This is a genomic window from Microbulbifer sp. 2205BS26-8, assembly GCF_030731025.1.
In the GTDB taxonomy this organism is placed as follows: Bacteria; Pseudomonadota; Gammaproteobacteria; order Pseudomonadales; family Cellvibrionaceae; genus Microbulbifer; species Microbulbifer spongiae.
Window position 1 is genome coordinate 12,684 of sequence record NZ_JAVAMR010000041.1, and the last position, 18,268, is coordinate 30,951.

Annotated in this window: 12 protein-coding genes and 1 pseudogene; 8 read left to right on the plus strand and 5 right to left on the minus strand. The window is 57.1% G+C overall.

Annotated elements, in window-relative coordinates:
* Window positions 1-594 precede the first annotated feature (594 nt).
* From Q5Y71_RS12935 to tnpA, 6 genes and pseudogenes are all read left to right on the plus strand, one after another.
* A complete protein-coding gene (locus Q5Y71_RS12935) occupies window positions 595-1,608 on the plus strand; it encodes a VIT domain-containing protein (RefSeq protein WP_306042540.1) in 1,014 nt (337 codons plus the stop codon).
* A gap of 23 nt (window positions 1,609-1,631) precedes the next feature.
* Window positions 1,632-2,891 carry a VWA domain-containing protein gene (locus Q5Y71_RS12940; protein WP_306042541.1) on the plus strand — a complete coding sequence of 420 codons (1,260 nt, stop codon included), beginning with the start codon at window positions 1,632-1,634 and terminating at the stop codon, window positions 2,889-2,891.
* Window positions 2,892-2,900: 9 nt separating this feature from the next.
* Entirely contained in the window at window positions 2,901-3,476 is a 576-nt protein-coding gene (locus Q5Y71_RS12945; protein WP_306042542.1) for a class GN sortase, read from the plus strand.
* Between the two features lie 442 nt (window positions 3,477-3,918).
* Complete coding sequence (gene aceE / locus Q5Y71_RS12950; protein WP_306042543.1) at window positions 3,919-6,588, plus strand: pyruvate dehydrogenase (acetyl-transferring), homodimeric type; 2,670 nt, start codon at window positions 3,919-3,921, stop codon at window positions 6,586-6,588.
* A 17-nt stretch (window positions 6,589-6,605) separates the two neighbouring features.
* Window positions 6,606-8,237 (plus strand): dihydrolipoyllysine-residue acetyltransferase, encoded by a 1,632-nt coding sequence (gene aceF / locus Q5Y71_RS12955; protein WP_306042544.1) that lies wholly within the window; start codon window positions 6,606-6,608, stop codon window positions 8,235-8,237.
* A gap of 109 nt (window positions 8,238-8,346) precedes the next feature.
* Window positions 8,347-8,782: pseudogene (gene tnpA / locus Q5Y71_RS12960) on the plus strand (IS200/IS605 family transposase).
* Between the two features lie 440 nt (window positions 8,783-9,222).
* Here tnpA and Q5Y71_RS12965 read toward each other — a convergent pair.
* The 3 genes from Q5Y71_RS12965 to Q5Y71_RS12975 form a co-directional block, all read right to left on the minus strand.
* Window positions 9,223-9,627 (minus strand): 3D domain-containing protein, encoded by a 405-nt coding sequence (locus Q5Y71_RS12965; RefSeq protein WP_306042545.1) that lies wholly within the window; start codon window positions 9,625-9,627, stop codon window positions 9,223-9,225.
* A gap of 502 nt (window positions 9,628-10,129) precedes the next feature.
* Window positions 10,130-10,867, minus strand: a complete 738-nt coding sequence (locus Q5Y71_RS12970) for a tetratricopeptide repeat protein (protein ID WP_306042546.1) — start codon at window positions 10,865-10,867, stop codon at window positions 10,130-10,132.
* Window positions 10,868-10,942: 75 nt separating this feature from the next.
* Complete coding sequence (locus tag Q5Y71_RS12975; RefSeq protein WP_306042547.1) at window positions 10,943-13,981, minus strand: FAD-binding and (Fe-S)-binding domain-containing protein; 3,039 nt, start codon at window positions 13,979-13,981, stop codon at window positions 10,943-10,945.
* Window positions 13,982-14,239: 258 nt separating this feature from the next.
* On the opposite strand from Q5Y71_RS12975, the gene Q5Y71_RS12980 reads away from it, so the two are divergent.
* Together Q5Y71_RS12980 and Q5Y71_RS12985 are read left to right on the plus strand one after the other, a co-directional pair.
* The gene (locus tag Q5Y71_RS12980) at window positions 14,240-15,187 is read left to right on the plus strand and encodes a DUF523 and DUF1722 domain-containing protein (RefSeq protein WP_306042548.1); all 948 of its coding nucleotides are present in this window, start codon (window positions 14,240-14,242) and stop codon (window positions 15,185-15,187) included.
* Window positions 15,188-15,436: 249 nt separating this feature from the next.
* Complete coding sequence (locus Q5Y71_RS12985) at window positions 15,437-16,909, plus strand: deoxyribodipyrimidine photo-lyase (RefSeq protein WP_306042549.1); 1,473 nt, start codon at window positions 15,437-15,439, stop codon at window positions 16,907-16,909.
* A gap of 216 nt (window positions 16,910-17,125) precedes the next feature.
* On the opposite strand, the gene Q5Y71_RS12990 is transcribed toward Q5Y71_RS12985, so the two are convergent.
* Together Q5Y71_RS12990 and Q5Y71_RS12995 are read right to left on the minus strand one after the other, a co-directional pair.
* Window positions 17,126-17,554, minus strand: coding sequence for an MAPEG family protein (locus Q5Y71_RS12990; RefSeq protein ID WP_306042550.1), 429 nt, complete (start codon window positions 17,552-17,554; stop codon window positions 17,126-17,128).
* Between the two features lie 134 nt (window positions 17,555-17,688).
* A complete protein-coding gene (locus tag Q5Y71_RS12995; RefSeq protein ID WP_306042551.1) occupies window positions 17,689-18,075 on the minus strand; it encodes a hypothetical protein in 387 nt (128 codons plus the stop codon).
* Window positions 18,076-18,268: the final 193 nt, after the last annotated feature.

Below are 18,268 nucleotides of genomic sequence, written 5' to 3' on the forward strand. Positions count from 1 at the left end.
AGGGCTGTACTCCGGCCGGGAAGAAGTCGATCTATCTACAAAGCGGTGGAAGAGCTCAACCCGAAGCTGCTAGGCTAGATGAATTACTTCCGACACATAGGCGTCAAGAGTATCCTGTAAGAACTGGATGGCTGGTTGCGCCGCCACCTCCGCAAGATCCTCTGGCGTCAATGGAAGAGGCCAATGACCTGGACGAGAATGTTGATGCGGCTGGGGCTTGATAGGGCAAGAGCGAAGTCCAGTGCCCAGAATGGGCTAGGAGCCTGGTGGAATGCCGGTGCCTCGCACATGAACCAAGCTCTGCCCAAGAAGCGCTTTGACCGAATCGGTTTAGTATTGCTGCAGGATTATAATCGCCAGCTCAAAAGTTACTCGTAAACCGCCGTGGTACGGAACCGTATGCCCAGTGGTGTGAGAGGACGGCGGGAGCAATCCCGCCTCCTAACTCGATCCCTGCATCACCTGCCTGGTAATCTGCACCCGCCACAATTCGCCATAATTGTCCCCTGCTTTTGCCCGAATTACTGCCCGGTTTTGCCCGCTTCCCCGGTTTAAATACCTTCTGCAATCAAGTAAAAGGATGGAGGGGAATGTGTGAACAGGGTGATATTGTTCGGGCAACGCTTTTACAAAGATGACCTGGTGTTGCCAGCGGAGGAATACTACCGCCGCCGCCAGCTCAGCGGCGGTCCCGGCCGCTGGCTGTTGTTCATTGTGGTGGTGCTGGCCGTAGTGATTGCGGCCGTTGGTGCAGGGGTGCACGCGCAGGCGCTTTCCGGTGAGGTGGGCAATGCTATCGAATCCCCCCTGGAAAGGGTGACCCTGGACGAGGTAAAAGCCGGTGATCTGCTCTTTACCGGTGCAGAATCGGGGCGCTATATCCCCGCGGTACACCTGGCCAGCCGGGTCAAACTGGTCGTTCGTGGCCTGGTTGCAGAGGTGCAGCTGCAGCAGGACTTTCAGAATACCAGCGACAGCTGGCGGGAAGCCATTTACGCACTGCCGCTGCCGGAGCAGGCAGCGGTGACCGGCCTGGAAATCCAGTTGGGTGAGCGCCGTATTGTCGGCAGGGTGCGCGAGCGCACGCAGGCCTCGAGGATATACCAGGCCGCCCGTGCCGCGGGCAAGCGCGCGGCCCTGCTGGAGCAGCAGCGCCCCAACCTGTTTACCAATCAAGTGGCCAATATTGCGCCGGGAGAAACAGTGCAGGTCAATATCCGCTACCTGCAACCGGTCACCTACGATGGGGGGACTTTCTCCCTGCGCATGCCCACCACCCTCACGCCCCGCTATATTCCCGGCAAGCCCCTGCCGCTGCAGGCTCCCGGCGGCGAAGCCTCGGCACTGGTTACGGAACAAAGAGGCTGGGCCCTGCCCACAAGCCAGGTGCCGGATGCAGCGGCGATTACTCCCTTTATGCAGCCAGCCGGGGAACTGGAGGCTATTGGCAGCCATAAAATTGCCATTGCGGTGGAGCTGTACAGTGGCCTGCCACTGGCGCAGATTAGCAGTCCGTATCACACCATTGATGTCGACAACAAAGACAGCGGGCACTACTCCATCCAGTTGCGTGAGGGCACTGCGCAGATGGACCGGGATTTTTTCTGAGTTGGCAGCCGCGTGCTTCCGCATTGCCCCGTGCGGCCCTGTTCAGTGAACGGGTGGAAACGCAAAACAGTGACGGGGAGAATGCCGGTACCTACCTGCAGGTGATGCTATTGCCACCGGATAGCGGCACCCGCACTCAACGCCTGCCCCGAGAAGTGGTCTTTGTCATTGATACCTCAGGTTCCATGGCTGGAAATTCCATGCGCCAGGCCAAGGAAGGCCTGGTCCTGGCGCTTGCCCGCTTGCACGCCAATGACCGCTTCAATGTTATCGAGTTTAACAGTGCCACCCGGGCTTTCTTTCCGCGCCCGGTAGCGGCGAGTGCGGAGAATATCCACCGTGCGCGCCAGGCAGCAGAGCACCTGGATGCAGGAGGTGGTACAGAGATGGCGCCGGCACTGCGCCTGGCTTTGGGGCAACAGTTGCCAGATGACACCAGCCGGGTGCACCAGGTGGTTTTTATCACCGATGGTGCCGTGGGCAATGAGCAGGCGCTGCTTGAGCTGATTCACCAGCACCTGAACAACGCGCGCCTGTTTACCGTGGGCATCGGCTCGGCGCCCAACAGCCACTTTATGCGCAAGGCCGCACAGTTTGGGCGCGGCGCCTTTGTCACCATCGGCGATATCTCCGAAGTGCGCGAGCGCATGCAGGCCTTGTTCACCAGGTTGGAACATCCCATGGCCACCGACCTGCAGCTCAGCTGGCCCCAGGGTGTGACAGCCGATGCCTACCCCAAACGCATTCCCGATCTCTACCGCGGCGAGGCGGTGCAGCTGGTGGCAAGGGTTGACGGGGATCAGCTGCAGGGGGACATCCAGCTGCGCGGGCGTATAGCGGGTAAACAGTTTGTACGCAGGCTGGCACTCAAAGCCAATGGCACTGCCGGCTCCGGCGGCCTCGGCAGCCTGTGGGCGCGCAGTAAGATTGAAGCCCTGCGCGACCAGCAACTGCAGGTGGGGGAGGGCAGTGATGCGGGCCGGGCCCTGCGTGCGCAAATCCTACAGCTCGCCCTGGGCCACCAGATCGCAAGCCCCTATACCAGCTTTGTCGCGGTCGAGGAAGCCGTGGTGCGCCCTGGCAAAGCGGTGCTCTCGCGCAGTGCGGTGGCCAATATGACTGCGAAAGGCCAGCTATTGCAGCGCCAGGCCTACCCCAGTACTGCCACCGGGATCTACGCCCAGCTGCTGGTAGCCGCTGGCCTGCTGGGTTTTGCCGCCCTGCTGGGCGGGATGGTGCCGGGCCTGCGCCGGCGGTGGCATCCGGGCCCGGCCTGGGCCTGAGCAGTCGTGATGCGTACTCTGTGTTGCCTGCTGTGCCTGGCGGCGGGCCTGTGGCAGCTGGGCTCTGCGGGCTGGCAGCTGGCCAAGGCGCAGCTGGCGCAAATCCTGATCGCCAATGCCTGGGAGGCCCGGCTGCAGGGTGGGGCTGTGCAAAAACCCTGGCCCTGGGCGGATACCTGGCCTGTGGCCAGGCTCCAGCTGGCGGGGCAGGCGCCGCTGATGGTCCTCGCCGGTGGCAGCGGCCAGTCCCTCGCCTTCGGTCCGGGCATGCTGGCCGGTTCGGGGCATCCGGGCGAGCTTCGTACAACCGTCATTGCCGCGCATCGGGACACCCATTTTGCGGGGCTGGAAAAAGTGCAGCGGGGGAGCGCAGTGTACCTGCAGGATCCCCATGGTCGCTGGCATACTTATCGGGTTGCGGAGATGCGTATCGTGAACAGTGCGCGCGAGCGCCTGCCGATTTTTGCCGAACGCGGCCTGCTGCTGGTGACCTGTTACCCCTTTAATGCCCTCACGGCCGGAGGGCCGCTGCGGTATCTGGTCTACGCTGAATATCAGTCCGCGGGGAAGCCGGTGCAACTGTGACTGATACCGTTGTTTGGGACTCGATTTTGTAGCTTATTTCCTGCAATTTTCCATAAAATATTCCGGTATTTTTACAAAATGGCAAATAATTGTTTTGCATTTTGGTTTTATTTGTTACTAACTGTCCTGTCTGGAAAATTATTTGTAGTAATACTACAATCACCTCCGCCAGCGACCGGGAATGGGGTTTTGTCCGCCATATGGCGTGACGCCCGGCATCGATAATTACAGTCAATGCGAACAATCGCAGCAGCGAAACGGCGCAGCTCCCTCCAGGCTGTGATCAAGTGACGATGCATACACGACACTTGCGCCAACGGGACTGATGCATGTGCGGAGCCACCAAAAAGGGCGCGTTTTTGCCTGCACCCCAGTTTGCCCATATATCGATTGTTCAGACATAGACCGACCCGACGTCGCCTGATTCGCCCAGGAGCACTTGATGCAAGAAGAAACCGATAACCTCGAAACCCAGGAGTGGCTGGATGCGCTGCAGGCGGTGATCCGTTACAGCGGCAAGGAGCGTGCCGCCGCCCTCCTCAAGCAGCTGTCCGACCGCGCAACCGATGCGGGCGTGCAGTTGCCCGCGGCAATCACCACCCCCTATCGCAATACCATCCCCCCCGGTGCGGAAAAACGCATGCCCGGCGATCTGTTTATGGAGCGCCGTATCCGCTCCCTGATCCGCTGGAATGCCCTGGCGATGGTGGTGCGCGCCAACCAGAATCACGACGGCCTGGGAGGGCATATCTCCAGCTTCTCCTCCGCCGCGACCCTGTACGATGTTGGCTTCAATTACTTCTTCCGCGGTGATGAAGGTGAGGAGCGCGGCGACCTGGTGTTCTTCCAGGGCCACAGCGCCCCAGGTATCTATGCCCGCTCTTACCTGGAGGGGCGTTTCGACGAAACGCAACTGGATAATTTCCGCCGCGAAGTGAACGGCAACGGCCTGTCTTCCTATCCGCATCCCTGGCTGATGCCGGACTACTGGCAGTTTCCCACGGTTTCCATGGGCCTGGGCCCGATCCAGGCCATTTACCAGGCGCATATCATGCGCTACCTGTCCGCCCGCGGCCTCTCCCCGCGCGGCGACCGCAAGGTGTGGGCTTTCCTCGGCGACGGCGAATGCGATGAGCCGGAAACTCTCGGCGCCATTTCCCTGGCCGGCCGCGAGCAGTTGGAAAACCTGGTCTTTGTGGTCAACTGCAATCTGCAGCGCCTGGACGGCCCGGTGCGCGGCAATGGAAAGATTGTGCAGGAGCTGGAGGGGGTTTTCCGCGGTGCCGGCTGGAATGTCATCAAGGTGCTGTGGGGGCGCCTGTGGGACCCGCTGCTGGAGAAGGACGACAAGGGGCTGCTGCAGAAGGTCATGGACGAAGTGGTCGATGGCGAGATGCAGAATTTCAAAGCCAACGGTGGCGCCTATACCCGCGAGCATTTCTTCGGCAAGTACCCGGAGTTGCTGGAGCTGGTCAAGGATATGTCCGACGACGAGATCATGAAACTCAACCGCGGCGGCCACGACCCCTACAAGGTGTATGCGGCTTACGCGGTGGCCATGGCCCACAAAGGCCAGCCCACCGTGATCCTGGCGCAGACCGTGAAAGGTTACGGCCTGGGTGCCGCCGGTGAGGCGGCGATGGATACCCACTCGGTGAAGAAGCTGGACCTGGATGCCCTCAAGCGCTTCCGCGATCGCTTTGCGATTCCGCTGACCGACAAAGCGCTGGAAGCAGTGCCTTACTACCGCCCGGCCCCGGACAGCCCGGAAATGAAATACATGACCGAGCGCCGTAAGGCTCTGGGTGGCCCGCTGCCGCGCCGCCACACCGAGTGCCCGAAACTGGAAGTGCCGGATCTCGACGCTTTCAGTGCCCTCACCAAAGGCTCCGGTGAGCGGGAAATCTCCACCACTATGGCGTTTGTGCGCGCCATCGCCGCACTGGTGAAAGACAAAAACATTGGCAAGAACATTGCCCCGATCGTACCGGACGAAGCGCGCACCTTCGGTATGGAGGGACTGTTCCGCCAGCTGGGTATTTACTCCTCCCAGGGGCAGCGCTACACCCCGGTGGATCACGGCCAGATCATGTATTACAAGGAAGACAAGAAAGGCCAGGTGCTGGAAGAGGGTATCAACGAAGCTGGCGCCATGTCTGCCTGGATGGCCCTGGCGACCGCCTACAGCAATCACGGCGTGGCCATGGTGCCTTTCTATATCTACTATTCCATGTTCGGCTTCCAGCGCGTGGGTGACCTGGCCTGGGCTGCTGGCGATATGCAGGCGAGGGGTTTCCTGATCGGTGCCACTGCCGGGCGCACCACCCTCAATGGCGAGGGACTGCAGCACCAGGACGGCCACAGCCACGTGTTGTCTTCCACCATCCCCAACTGCCGCAGCTACGATCCCGCCTACGGCTACGAACTGGCGGTGATTATGCAACGCGGTCTCAAGGAGATGTACCAAGAGCAGAAAAACCTCTTTTACTACATCACTATTGAGAACGAGAACTATGTCCAGCCGGAAATGCCCCAGGGGGTGGAAGAGGGCATTATCCGCGGTATCTACAAGCTCAAGTCCAATGTTAAGAAGGGCGCCAAGGGCAAGGCCGCGAAGAAACATGTACAGCTGATCGGCGGCGGTGCCATTCTGCGGGAGGTACTGGCAGCGGCGGATATCCTCGCCGACCAGTTCGGTGTGACTGCCGATATCTGGAGCCTCACCTCCGCGGTGGAAGCGGCGCGGGAGGGCCAGGATGTGGCGCGCTGGAATATGCTGCACCCGCAAGCCGAGCCGCGCAAAGCCTGGATCACCGAGCAGTTTGCGGGCAATACTGCCCCGGTGATCGCCTCCACCGATTACATCCGCGCTTACGTGGAGCCGTTGCGCGAGTTTATCGACGGTGAACTCACAACCCTGGGTACCGACGGTTTCGGCCGCAGTGACAGCCGCGAGCAACTGCGTCGCTTCTTCGAGGTGGACCGCAACTATGTGGTGATCGCCGCGCTGAACGGGCTGGCCAGGCAGGGCGTGATGGATGCCAAAGCGGTTGCAGAAGCCATCGTGAAACTCAAGATCGACGCCGAAAAAGTTAACCCGCGCATCAGCTAGGAGAGGGCAGAGTCCTTATGGCAAAACAAGTCATTCAAGTGCCTGACCTCGGTGGCGCCGAACAGGTTGATGTTATTGAAATTGCGGTTGCACCCGGCGACACCGTAGCGCAGGAGGATGCACTGATTGTGGTGGAGGGCGACAAGGCCTCCATGGATGTGCCGGCCCCTGTGGCTGGCAAAATCCTCAGTATCCGCGTAAAGGAGGGTGACAAGGTCTCCGCAGGTGATGTGATTGCCGAAATTGAAACCGATGCGGCGCCAGCTCCCGCAAAGGAACCCCCTGGGCCCCGGGCACAGGCAGCCCAGCCCGAGCCGGTGAAAGCGGAACCCGCAGCCGCTGCTGCCAGTACCGCGCCGCAAGAGGAGCCCATCCTGATTCCAGACCTGGGCGGTGCCGATGCGGTGGACGTCATCGAGATCTGTGTGCAGCCCGGCGACAGTGTTGCCGTGGGCGACTCGCTGATTGTGGTGGAGGGGGACAAGGCCTCCATGGACGTGCCGTCCCCCCGTGCCGGCACCGTGGTTTCCCTCGCCGTTAAAGAAGGCGACAAGGTCTCTTCCGGCGATGCGCTGGGGGTGCTGGCAGTGGTGCCCGCCGCGACCGAAACGGCACCCGCCCCGGCCGCTGCAGAGGTACCGCCCGCCCCTGACCAGACTACCCCGGAGCCACAGGCGTCCCCTGCCGAGCCCGCAGCGGCCCCGCACAGGGATGACCGGGCGGAGCGGGATCTCACAGTCGGCGACCTGGTGTACGCTGGCCCGGCCGTGCGCAAGCTGGCGCGGGAGCTGGGCGTTACCCTGAGCAGGGTAACGCCTTCAGGGCCGCGCAACCGCGTGACCAAGGATGACCTGCACAACTATATCCGCGACCAGGTGAAAAAGGCCGAGAGCGGTGCGGTTGGTGGCGGTCTCGGTATCGCCGAGATGCCGGAGATCGATTTCAGCCAGTTCGGCCCGGTGCGTGTGGCGCCCATGAGCAAGATCCACAAGATCACCGCCGCCAATATGTCCCGCAACTGGCTCAATGTGCCCCACGTGACCCAGTTCGATGATGCGGATATCACCGAGCTGGAGGAGTTCCGCAAGTCCATGCAGGCCGAAGCGCAAAAGCGCGGCGTGAAATTGACCCCGGTCCCCTTCCTGCTGAAAGCGGTGGCCGCGGCCCTGCGCGCAGAGCCCAGCTTTAATGTGTCCCTGCACAACGATGGCGAGCAGATTGTGCACAAGGAGTATGTGCATGTGGGCATGGCGGTGGATACGCCCAAGGGCCTGATGGTGCCGGTGATTCGCGACGTGGACAAAAAAGGCTTGTACGAACTGGTGGCAGAGGCCAGCGAGTTGGCCCTGAAGGCCCGCGAGGGCAAGCTGAAGCCGAAGGAAATGCAGGGCGCTTGCTTTACCATTTCCAGCCTGGGTGCGATTGGCGGCACCGGCTTCACGCCCATTGTGAATGCCCCGGAAGTGGGCATTCTCGGTATCTCCAAACTGGCGGTGAGGCCGGTGTGGAATGGCGAGACGTTTGCACCGCGGAAACTGTTGCCCCTGGCGCTCTCCTACGACCACCGCGCGGTCAATGGCGGCGATGCGGGGCGCTTTTTGACCTATCTGGTCAGTGTGCTGGCGGATGTGCGTCGGCTGCTGTTGTAATTTAATCATTAGGTAAACCCCCGGCTATGTCGGGGGGACTCGAATAGGTTCGACCGTTGCTACGGTCTAGTAGCCTTCTATTTCGACCAAGAAGTAGAAGGGTGTACCTATGAGAGACTATAAAAGTTTGACGCATACAAGATGGGATTGTAAATACCATGTAGTGTTTATCCCAAAACGTAGAAGAAAGTTGATATATGGCAATCTGCGCAAGGGCTTGGGGGAGGTCTTCCATGGGTTGGCTGGTAGAAAGGGTTGCAAGATAGAAGAAGGACATTTAATGGCAGATCATGTGCATATGTGTGTCAGTATCCCACCGAAGTATTTGGTATCGAATGTAGTAGGATATTTGAAAGGTAAAAGTGCCATTATGATAGCCAGGCGCTTTCTTTAAGGGGAAACAGAGAAATTTTGTAGGAGAGCATTTTTGGGCGAGAGGCTATTTTGTCTCTACAGTAGGTCTGGATGAGGAACTGGTTAGAGCATATATCCGTAATCAAGAGCAGGAGGATGTTCGTCGAGATCAAATGATGCTGGGGCTATAGCGTGTATTAGTTCAGACCAAATCTGACACATCTCCTTGAAAAGGGGGGGTTACCGGTTCTGAATTATCGCCGAGAATATTGTCATATATCGGATCTTCCTAACCTGTAGTGGCCTCCCTGGATTCTGCGTTTACCCCTCTCTGTCTCATTGACATGATTGAACGGGGTAGCCAAGCCCAAGGCAGCTAGTCCTTTAGGGGACAGGTTTCCCGGTTCGGGAAATGCTGCGATCAGTCTGGTGGTCAGTAACTTACCAGCGAGCGAAAACCACTATGCAAATAGAATCATTACTCACCATGCACCAACACTTCAACGGGACCACTTAGGTGGGGTTGATCATGTCGGAGCGGTTCATAATACCTGTCTGATTGGCAGGCAAAAGCAATACAAAAAACCCCGCTGGAGGGCGGGGTCACAAGGGGTGGTGAAATCAGCTCTGCTTACTTGGCCGGTTCAAAAATGATTTTCAGCTTTTTCTTGCCCCAGGCACGGGCTTTCTTGATATCTTTTTCCATCCACACATCGATACGGTTTCTGAAGCGCTTGTTCATACGGTCGCGCACAGTATAGGTACCAGGAAGTCCTTCAATCTTTACCTTGGCACCATTGGTCAGACCGTGCTTTTCCAGATCACGGGATACAGCGATCACCTTATCGCCCGGGCGTAGGCGGTTGTTCCAGGCTGCTACCCAGGGGTCACTGTCTGTCTGCCCGGGTACAGAATTGTAAGCCGTTGCGTCCACGACCATGGTTTTCTTGATAGCTGCCGATGCATTGACACTTATACTAATAGCGAGGAAAGCGGCCAGGAAGAAGAAGGTATTACGCAGAGTCTGTTTCGTCATGTCCCATTACCTCCAGGAGGAAAATAATCACAAGCCAAACGGTGCTTATGAAGTTAAAGTATCCTTAGGAATATTTGATCAATATTTAATCAAGGTTGGTTATATTACAGGCGATCTCGTACTGATCAACTTTTTCTGAAAAACCACAATAACCCGTATGAAATGGCTTTTTTTTTTTCAAAAATAATCCCAAATACCTGTTACTGGCCTTTTGGGGCAACTATTTTGCGCTGTTCGCTTTTTGTGCAGTTGCTGTTGGCGCAGACCCACTCCCCCTTGGTAAATGATTTCCGGTAGTGAAAAAAAAGATGACAGCGATGTCATCCTAAGAGAGGGAAGCCCTCCGCTCGAGATGGACTTTCCGGGCACAGGCAGGAAAGTAAAAAATTTCTTTGCAATTATTTGTGACTGACCATCCAAAATCGCTTAACCGCCGGGACAATGGCTTGGCAGAGGAGGAAAACCATTCAGTCATAGGGTATTGAGTAAACGCACAGTGCGCTCAGAGGGGGGTTTCCGTGTGCTGCACAATCGGCTGGGCCTGTCGGCGCAGTGCAGAAAGGTAGTCCCTGTCCTCTTTCAGGTCGGGAAACCCGTAGCGAAAATCCAGTTGCACTGCCTTATCCAGCCAGGCGATGGCTTCCTGAAGGTTGCCCTGCCACTCACAGACCTGACCCAGGTTGAAGTAGGTAATGGCGAGGTTGTGCCATTCCCCCTGATCCATCAGCCCGGCCACAGCATCCTTATAGAGGAGGTAGGACGTGTTCAGCAGGTGAGTGCGCAGGGTGGTTGTGGGTTCGCTGGCGGCTTGCTGATGATAGGTGTGTGCCAGCGCGGAGCGGACCCTGGCGGCTGAAAGCGGTAATTTGGCACCGGAATCCAGGTAGTCGAGTACGGATTGAAACTGGGCGCGGGCTAGTAAATACAGGTCTGGACGCGATTTGGCACCCAGAGCATTTAAAACAATACCATACCGGTAGCGCAGGGGTTGCTGTTGGGATGGATATGGCGCCAGGGCGGCAATGGCTTTCTCATACAAGGGCAGAGCGTCGTGGTAGTTGCCACTGCGGGCAAGGGTTTCGGCCTTTTTGATCCATGCCAGCGGGTTCTGGTTACCGTTCCTGCCAATTTCCGCCTCTTTGTGCCAGGTGTTTTGCATTGTAAAGAGAACAAGGAGCAGTACCACCATGCCGAGGAGTTGGTAAAAAAAGATCGGTAAACTGGCCGGGTCTTTGTACACTGGGACTTCCCGCGGGCTGCTTTCGGTGGACGGTTCAGGGATGCACTTTTGCCGGCCCCTTATATCAGTTAATCCCTAGTTTTTGAGTTGTGCCAGCACTCCCTGCAGAGGGTGGCGCAGACTAACACCCGCGAAGCGGTTCGCCTGGCAGCGGCAAGAGTAGCCGGTGGCGAGTTGGTTGCTGTCACCGTGACTGAGTTTGGCGGCCCAGGATTGTTGGAAGATTATCCGCGAGGTCTCCTTATGTGCAGTTTCGTGACCGTAGGTGCCGGCCATGCCGCAACAGCCAAGGCTTTCGGTTTGCAGCTCAAGGCCGAGTGCGGAGAATATCGTCTGCCAGTCTTTCAGCGAGGCGGTGGCAATAGTCTGTTCTGTGCAATGGGGCAGCAACTGGAAACTGCCGGGGCGCACCCGTTCGCGTTGTTGTGCCAGGTGATCCTGCTGCTCAGCCAGCCATTCCTGCAGCAGCTGGACTTTTGGCGCCCGTTCGCCGAGGAGCTTTTTGTATTCCGAGCGATAGGTGAGAGTCATGGAGGGGTCTATGCCTACCAGAGGGATACCACGCGCCGCCAGATCGTTGAGCATTTCACTGTTGCCCTGAGCTACCCGCTGGAATTGGCGCAGGAATCCGTACACATGCAGCGGCTTGCCATTGGCCCGGTAGGGCGCCAATAGGGGTACGAAATCCAGATGCTTGAGCAGGCGCAGTATGTCCGATACCACTTTGGCGTCAAAATAGCTGGTAAAGGCGTCCTGCACGATAATCACCGCACGGCTGCACTGGCTGGGGCCCAGGGTCTCCAGGCAGGCTTTGCTGGCGGTAGGCACCCCCAGTACCCGCACCCTGGCCTGCAGTGATGCCTGTGAGAGCTGCGGGCTGTCTACCATACCAAAAGCGCGTTCCATCAGGGTAGTTACCGGCTTCAGTTTCAACGGCCAGTTATAGAGCTGTGGCAGCTTTGCCAATTGCGGCATCAAAAATTCCAACCCGGCCACGACATAGTCTCTTAACGGGCGCAGGTAACGGCTGTAATACAGTTCGAGGAACTTGCTGCGAAACTCCGGTACATCCACTTTGATAGGGCATTGGCCCACACAGGATTTACATGCCAGGCAGCCCTGCATGGCCTCATTCACTTCGTGGTTGAAATCGTACTCGCCACGCATTTTGGCAAGGGAGTTCACGATGCGCTTGGGCAGGCCGACAAAAAAGGAGCGCTCCCGGTATTTGCGTGCACAGGCTACCGCATCCACATCGCGACTGCTCAACAGGCGCAGCCATTCCCGCATGAGTGAGGAGCGCCCCTTGGGCGAGTGAATCCGGTTGCGTGTGGCTTTGTAGGAGGGGCACATGGCGTCGTCGGGGTTCCAATTGAAGCAAGCGCCATTGCCGTTGCAGTGTACCCCCTCGCTGTAGCCCTCCCATACCTGGGCGGGAATCTGCCGGTCGTATTCGCCGCGTATCGCCACCACGTCAATTTTCAACAGGTTGGCACTATCGTCGGGTGTGGCAATTTTGCCGGGGTTTAGCTGGTTGCGCGGGTCGAAGGCGGCTTTGATTTTTTGTAGCTCCGGGTAGAGTTCCCCAAAAAATTCCGGCGCATATTCAGACCTGACTCCCTTGCCGTGTTCACCCCACAACAACCCCCGGTATTTCTGTGTGAGTGCCACTACCCGATCTGTGATAGGACGTATCTGTGCCGCCTGCTGTGGGTCTTTCATATCAATGGCTGGGCGCACGTGCAATACCCCTGCATCCACATGGCCAAACATGCCATAATCGAGTCCCGCTCCATCCAGAATCGCACGAAATTCGGTGATGAAATCCGCCAGTTGTTCCGGGGGTACTGCAGTGTCTTCCACAAACGGAATCGGACGCTTTTCCCCAGGGGCATTGCCCAGCAGACCCACTGCCCGTTTGCGCATGGCCCAGATGCGGTTAACTTCCACATGGCCGCGGGCGACGGAGTAGCCGAAGCTCTTGCCCGGCTGACCGATCGCTTCGCCTATTTGTGCGGTGAATCCTGCCAGTGCACTTTCCAGCTCCTCTTCGGAATCCGCTGTGTACTCCACCAGGTTGATTCCTTTGACTAGCCTGTTCTCTGTGGGGAAAAACTCGCTCACGCTGTGCCACACGATATCCTTCATGGCCAACTGCAGTACCTTGCTGTCCACCGTTTCGATAGACATGGGGCCGGCGTCCATCAAGTGCTTGGCGTCGCGCAGGGCATCCCGGAAGTGGTCGTATTTCAGGTTTACCAGCGCTACGCACTTTGGAATTGGCAGCAGGTTGAGCTTTGCCTCTGCCACAAAGCCGAGGGTGCCCTCGGAGCCGCACAGCACACTGTTGAGGTTAAAGCACCCATTCTCACGGATATGGGCCAGATCGTAGCCTGTGAGGCAGCGGTTCAGCTTGGGAAATTTCTCCTCAATCAAATCCGCCTTTTGCCGCGCAATTTCGTCGCAGGTTTTGTGCACTTTGGCCGAGCGGTTATCGCCGCTGCTGATTTCCTGCAACTTCGCCTCTTCTATTGATGAGGATCGCCACAGTTCGCCGCCTATGAGCACGGTATGCAGCTCCAACACGTGGTCGCGGGTCTTGCCATAGACACAGGAGCCCTGGCCCGAGGCGTCGGTATTGATCATGCCGCCAATGGTGGCGCGGTTGCTGGTGGAGAGTTCCGGGGCAAAGAACAGGCCGTGGGGCTTGAGGACGGCATTCAACTGATCCTTTACGACGCCCGCCTGTACGCGCACCCAGCGTTGCTCCACATTGATTTCCAGAATCTGGTTCATATGGCGGGAGATATCCACCACCAGTCCGTCGCTGAGGGACTGGCCATTGGTGCCGGTACCACCGCCTCTGGGGGAGAGCACCACGCAGTGGAATTCCTCCCGGTCGGCCAGTTCCGCCAATAATTGCAGGTCGCGATTGTCGCGGGGGAATACCACTGCCTGGGGCAGTACCTGATAAATGGAGTTGTCTGTTGCCAGAACTGTGCGGTTGGCATAACTGGAGGCGATGTCACCGCGAAAACCCGCGTCTGTCAGCGTCTGCAAAAACTGCAAATACAGCGCCTGAACCTCGTCGACTTCGCGCAATGCTGGAATCATGGGCTAATCCGTAGTTTCGGGCAGGTAGAGACCGCACAGGTGACCGGTAGAGGCGGTGAGGTAAAGCCTGGCTGTCAAGCTGCCCGATAAGAATGTGACCCCGCATTGTAGCTGTGATGGGGGTGGGTGCAAGCGGGGTGGAGTTCAAGCCGTGGCGCCAGAAAGCTGTATAAAAGTAGTCCTTGTATAACTAAACACGAAAGGCTATAAAAAAGAAACAGATATTTTCTGCGCCTTAAAACCATGCATATCCAACTGTTGCCTCACAAGATCCCGGTGGGAATCAGCCGTTGCGCGATGGGTGATCCGGTGCGATACAACGGCAGCCACAAGCACAGTAAAGTCTGCACCGAATTATTGGGTCACTGCTTTGACCTGCACGCTTATTGCCCGGAGGTGGCGATTGGTATGGGTGTGCCGCGACCACCCATCCACTTGATTGTGAGCGATCGCCTACGGGCGGTAGGGCGGGATGATCCCACCATAGAGGTTACCGAGGCACTGGAGGCCTATGGGGACCAGATTGTGCCAGAGGTGAAAAATCTGCGCGGTTTTATCCTGATGCAGAGGTCCCCAAGTTGCGGTGTGCGCACCACACCGCACTATAAGGCCGACGGGAAGGGTGTTCTGGCTCACGATTCTGGGCTGTTTACGGCGCGCTTGCGCCACCATTTCCCGCACCTGCCCCTGGAGGAAGTGGGGCGTTTGAATGCCAGCAGCCTGCGCGAAAACTTCCTCACCCGCGTGTTTGCCTACGATGCCTGGCACCGCTATGTGGCGCCCGATCTGCGTCCCGCGCGGGTCATCGAGTTCTATACCGCTTACAAGTATCTCCTGCTCGCACACAGCCAACCCCTGACCCGAGCACTCGGCCAGTTTATCGCCAACGCCCACGTGCTGGGGCCGAAGCAATTTGCCAGTGAAGTGCGGGGGAAAATGATGGAAATTCTTGCGCACCAGGCCAGCCGCGAGGATCGGACCAATGCCCTGATGCACAGCCAGGGGCACTTGAAGGGATATTTAAGCAGGGCGGAGCGGGCGGAATTGGCACAACTGATTGAGGCATATCGCCAGGGGCATAAACCCCTGTCCGCGGTGCTCACCATGCTGCGCCATTATTTGCCGCGCAGCCCGCACCATTTTATTCACAGCCAGGTTCTGCTCGCCGCCGAGCCCGCCGAGCTGGGTTTGTGTGAATTCCGCTGAAAGCCGCTATGGTTGACACTGAAACACCCAAAGAGACCCGCCTGCCTATTCGCGAAGTGGCCCCTCGTACCGGTGACGGCCCGCTGGCGGGCCCGCAGAGGCAAGTAACACCGCCTCTACAGCGAGGGGGAGGTGTGCCATATTGAAGCTGTGCCCTGATCTGGATACGCTGGAACAGCTGCCCATGACTTCTGTACTGCCGGGCAGTGGAGATAGTGCAATTGAGCAACTGCGGGAGCCGTTAAAGTAATGCGCCGGCCGCTTTCCCTGGCGCGCGGCCTGGTGTGGTTTCGCAGCGATCTGCGTATGCAGGACAACTCGGCCCTGTACCATGCCAGTCAGTGTTGCGAATACTTGGCCGCTCTCTTTATTGCCTGCCCCCACAACTGGAAATCTCATGGTGAAGGCGATGCTCTGGTGGCCTTTCGCATGGCCTGTCTGCACGAATTGCAGACCCGGTTGCAAACCCGCAATATTCCCCTGTATTACCTCAATATTTCTACTTTTTCCCAGGTACCCAAAGCGCTGCAGAAAGTTGCGCTGCGCTTGAAAATCGAGGGCGTATTTGCCAATGCGGAGTATCCAATAAATGAACAGCGCCGGGACCATGCTGTGCGGGATATATTGTGCAAGAGCGGTATTCATATCGAGTACTATAGCGACCGCACCTTGTTGCCGCCGGGATCGGTAAGAACCGGCAATGGCGAACCCTATAAAGTGTTTACCCCCTTCAAGCGTACCCTTCTTCAATTGTGCGCGGAAAGTGCGGTTAATCCTCTGCCGGTGCCGAGAAAAATGCCAATCCCCGATGGGGGATCACATTGGCCGAAATGGCTGGAAATGGGGAGGGGTGTCAGACTGACTCAGAAAATACCCAGCCAGTTACCTCACTATTCAATCGATAATACTGTGACAGGGATGGTGAAGGGCTGGAAGGCCGGGGAGAAGGAGGCACAGAAGCGCCTGAAGCTATTTGGTGAGAGGATCACCAGATATCAGGCCGAGCGGGATTTCCCCGCACTGGACAGCACTTCTCGATTATCGCCTTATCTGAACAGCGGAGCCATTTCCATTCGCCAGTGCGCCTATATGGCTCTCAGTTTAAATGATGGTAATTGGCAGGGAGGCAGTGAGGGCATTGCTTGCTGGATCAGCGAGCTGATTTGGCGTGAGTTCTACACCCATCTGCTGGTGGACTTCCCTCGCCTGAGTAAGGGCCAGCCATTTAAGCTGGAGACTGAGCGGATTCCCTGGGTTTATAACCAGAAGCTTTTTGACTGTTGGGGTCGCGGCGAAACCGGGGTCCCTATTGTGGATGCCGCCATGCATCAGTTAAATGAAAGTGCCTGGATGCACAATCGCCTGCGCATGATTGTGGCCTCATTCCTTAGCAAGAATATGCTGATCGACTGGCGCTGGGGCGAACGCTATTTTATGCAGCACCTCATCGACGGCGATTTCGCCTCCAACAATGGTGGCTGGCAGTGGACTGCCTCTACAGGCACCGATGCCGCCCCCTATTTCCGTGTCTTCAACCCCTACAGCCAATCGCAGAAATTTGATCCTGACGGCACATTTATTCGCCGATATATCCCGGAACTGGCCTCACTCAATAACAGGGAAATCCACAATCCACCCCCTGTTTCAGGGTATCCTCAAGTCATTTGTGATGTGGGGGCTGGTCGCAAGCGGGCGATTGCGGTTTTTGCCAGAATAAAATAGGCCCTGAAGTTTGCTATTCAGAGGCCTGGAGGCTGGGTGATGAGACCCTTGGCAGGGTGCTGGAAAGGCAATCCACTCTCGAAAAAACCGCGCTCTGCCCCCAACTGCAGAACCTGGCAGGTTGTTATGCTGGTTCGGGACCGGAACTGCCGGATGCATCACCAGCGCAGCTACCGAGTAACCGGTATCCGAATCGGTTGTGCCAGTAATGCTAGCCTATTGAAAAACCGCTCGAGCGCCATTGAATGTCAGCAGTATCAGCGGGATGTTGGATAACAGGAAAACGAAAAAACGCAATTCAATTTTATTGCCCAGTGCCTGGATCAGGCTGTGCAGAATTCTCAAGGCAACATAAGACCATGCGGCAAAAATATTGATAGTAGCTGAATCACCAATGACGGCTAGAGAAAGCGCAATGGCGTAAAAGATCGTTGGCTGCTCCATCAAGTGATTGTAGTTATCGGCTTTCCAGCGGACCTTTGCCGGTAGTTTTGACATCTGATCGCCGGCGGGGGCATTGGGGTCCATCTGCATTTTTGCTGCCGCAATGGCTGGCAGACGGGTTACATACATCCATGCCCACATCACCAGCGACCAGATAATCAGCGCAACTACGGGTTGAATCATGAGAATTTTGGTTTCCATATCTGCTCCCAAGACTATCCATAATTATTATTTCTTACCCAACAATACCACATTAGGGTGAGACTGGGGGATGTGAACCGCGAAAGCGGCCCAATAACAAGGTTCTTTTCTCCATCTGAGCCCGCCTTAAAAGGTCATTCCAGTTGGGATATCGCAACGGTGATGGTCGAGGTCCCTGTTTCTAGTGTGTTTATGCCGGCCTGAGAGCCGAATCTGCACGGTAGACGTTTATACAGTTTAGGATGGAGATTGGTTATGCCACACATTGTTGTTGAAGCATCTCGCCTGCCCAGAGAGAAAAAAGTGCCTTTGTCGCGGCAATAACCCGAGCTTTTGAAGAAAGTACAGAGCTGGATGCCAACCTGCTCACAATCCATATTGAAGAACATTCCTACGATAATATTGCTGTAGGAGAGCAACTGCTCACCGATACCTGCCCTGAAATTGCGGAAAGTAAAAAACAATTTCGCAATATCGGTGGTCAGGGTCCCATAGGAAAAGATACCTGGGGAGACAGGCATCAACTCGCGAGATCAGTTGCACTGCTGCAATTCCAAGCAGAATACTGAATTCAGGAATCATTTGCCCGTTGCGAAGACGGTTGGTATATCAGCGACTTGGCGCTCATTGAGCGCGTCCCTGGTTCTTTGGGAGGCAGGGCAGTACTGATCCTTGATGAGGGTACAGCCTGAATTCTCCTTTTAAATGTTCTAG

Excerpts from the sequence above, each read along its gene's own strand:
- aceE (WP_306042543.1), top strand. The coding sequence starts at position 3,919 with ATGCAAGAAGAAACCGATAACCTCGAAACCCAGGAGTGGCTGGATGCG.
- Q5Y71_RS12965 (WP_306042545.1), bottom strand. The coding sequence starts at position 9,627 with ATGACGAAACAGACTCTGCGTAATACCTTCTTCTTCCTGGCCGCTTTC.
- Q5Y71_RS12990 (WP_306042550.1), bottom strand. The coding sequence starts at position 17,554 with ATGGAAACCAAAATTCTCATGATTCAACCCGTAGTTGCGCTGATTATC.
- aceF (WP_306042544.1), top strand. The coding sequence starts at position 6,606 with ATGGCAAAACAAGTCATTCAAGTGCCTGACCTCGGTGGCGCCGAACAG.
- Q5Y71_RS12945 (WP_306042542.1), top strand. The coding sequence starts at position 2,901 with ATGCGTACTCTGTGTTGCCTGCTGTGCCTGGCGGCGGGCCTGTGGCAG.
- Q5Y71_RS12975 (WP_306042547.1), bottom strand. The coding sequence starts at position 13,981 with ATGATTCCAGCATTGCGCGAAGTCGACGAGGTTCAGGCGCTGTATTTG.
- Q5Y71_RS12985 (WP_306042549.1), top strand. The coding sequence starts at position 15,437 with ATGCGCCGGCCGCTTTCCCTGGCGCGCGGCCTGGTGTGGTTTCGCAGC.
- Q5Y71_RS12995 (WP_306042551.1), bottom strand. The coding sequence starts at position 18,075 with ATGCCTGTCTCCCCAGGTATCTTTTCCTATGGGACCCTGACCACCGAT.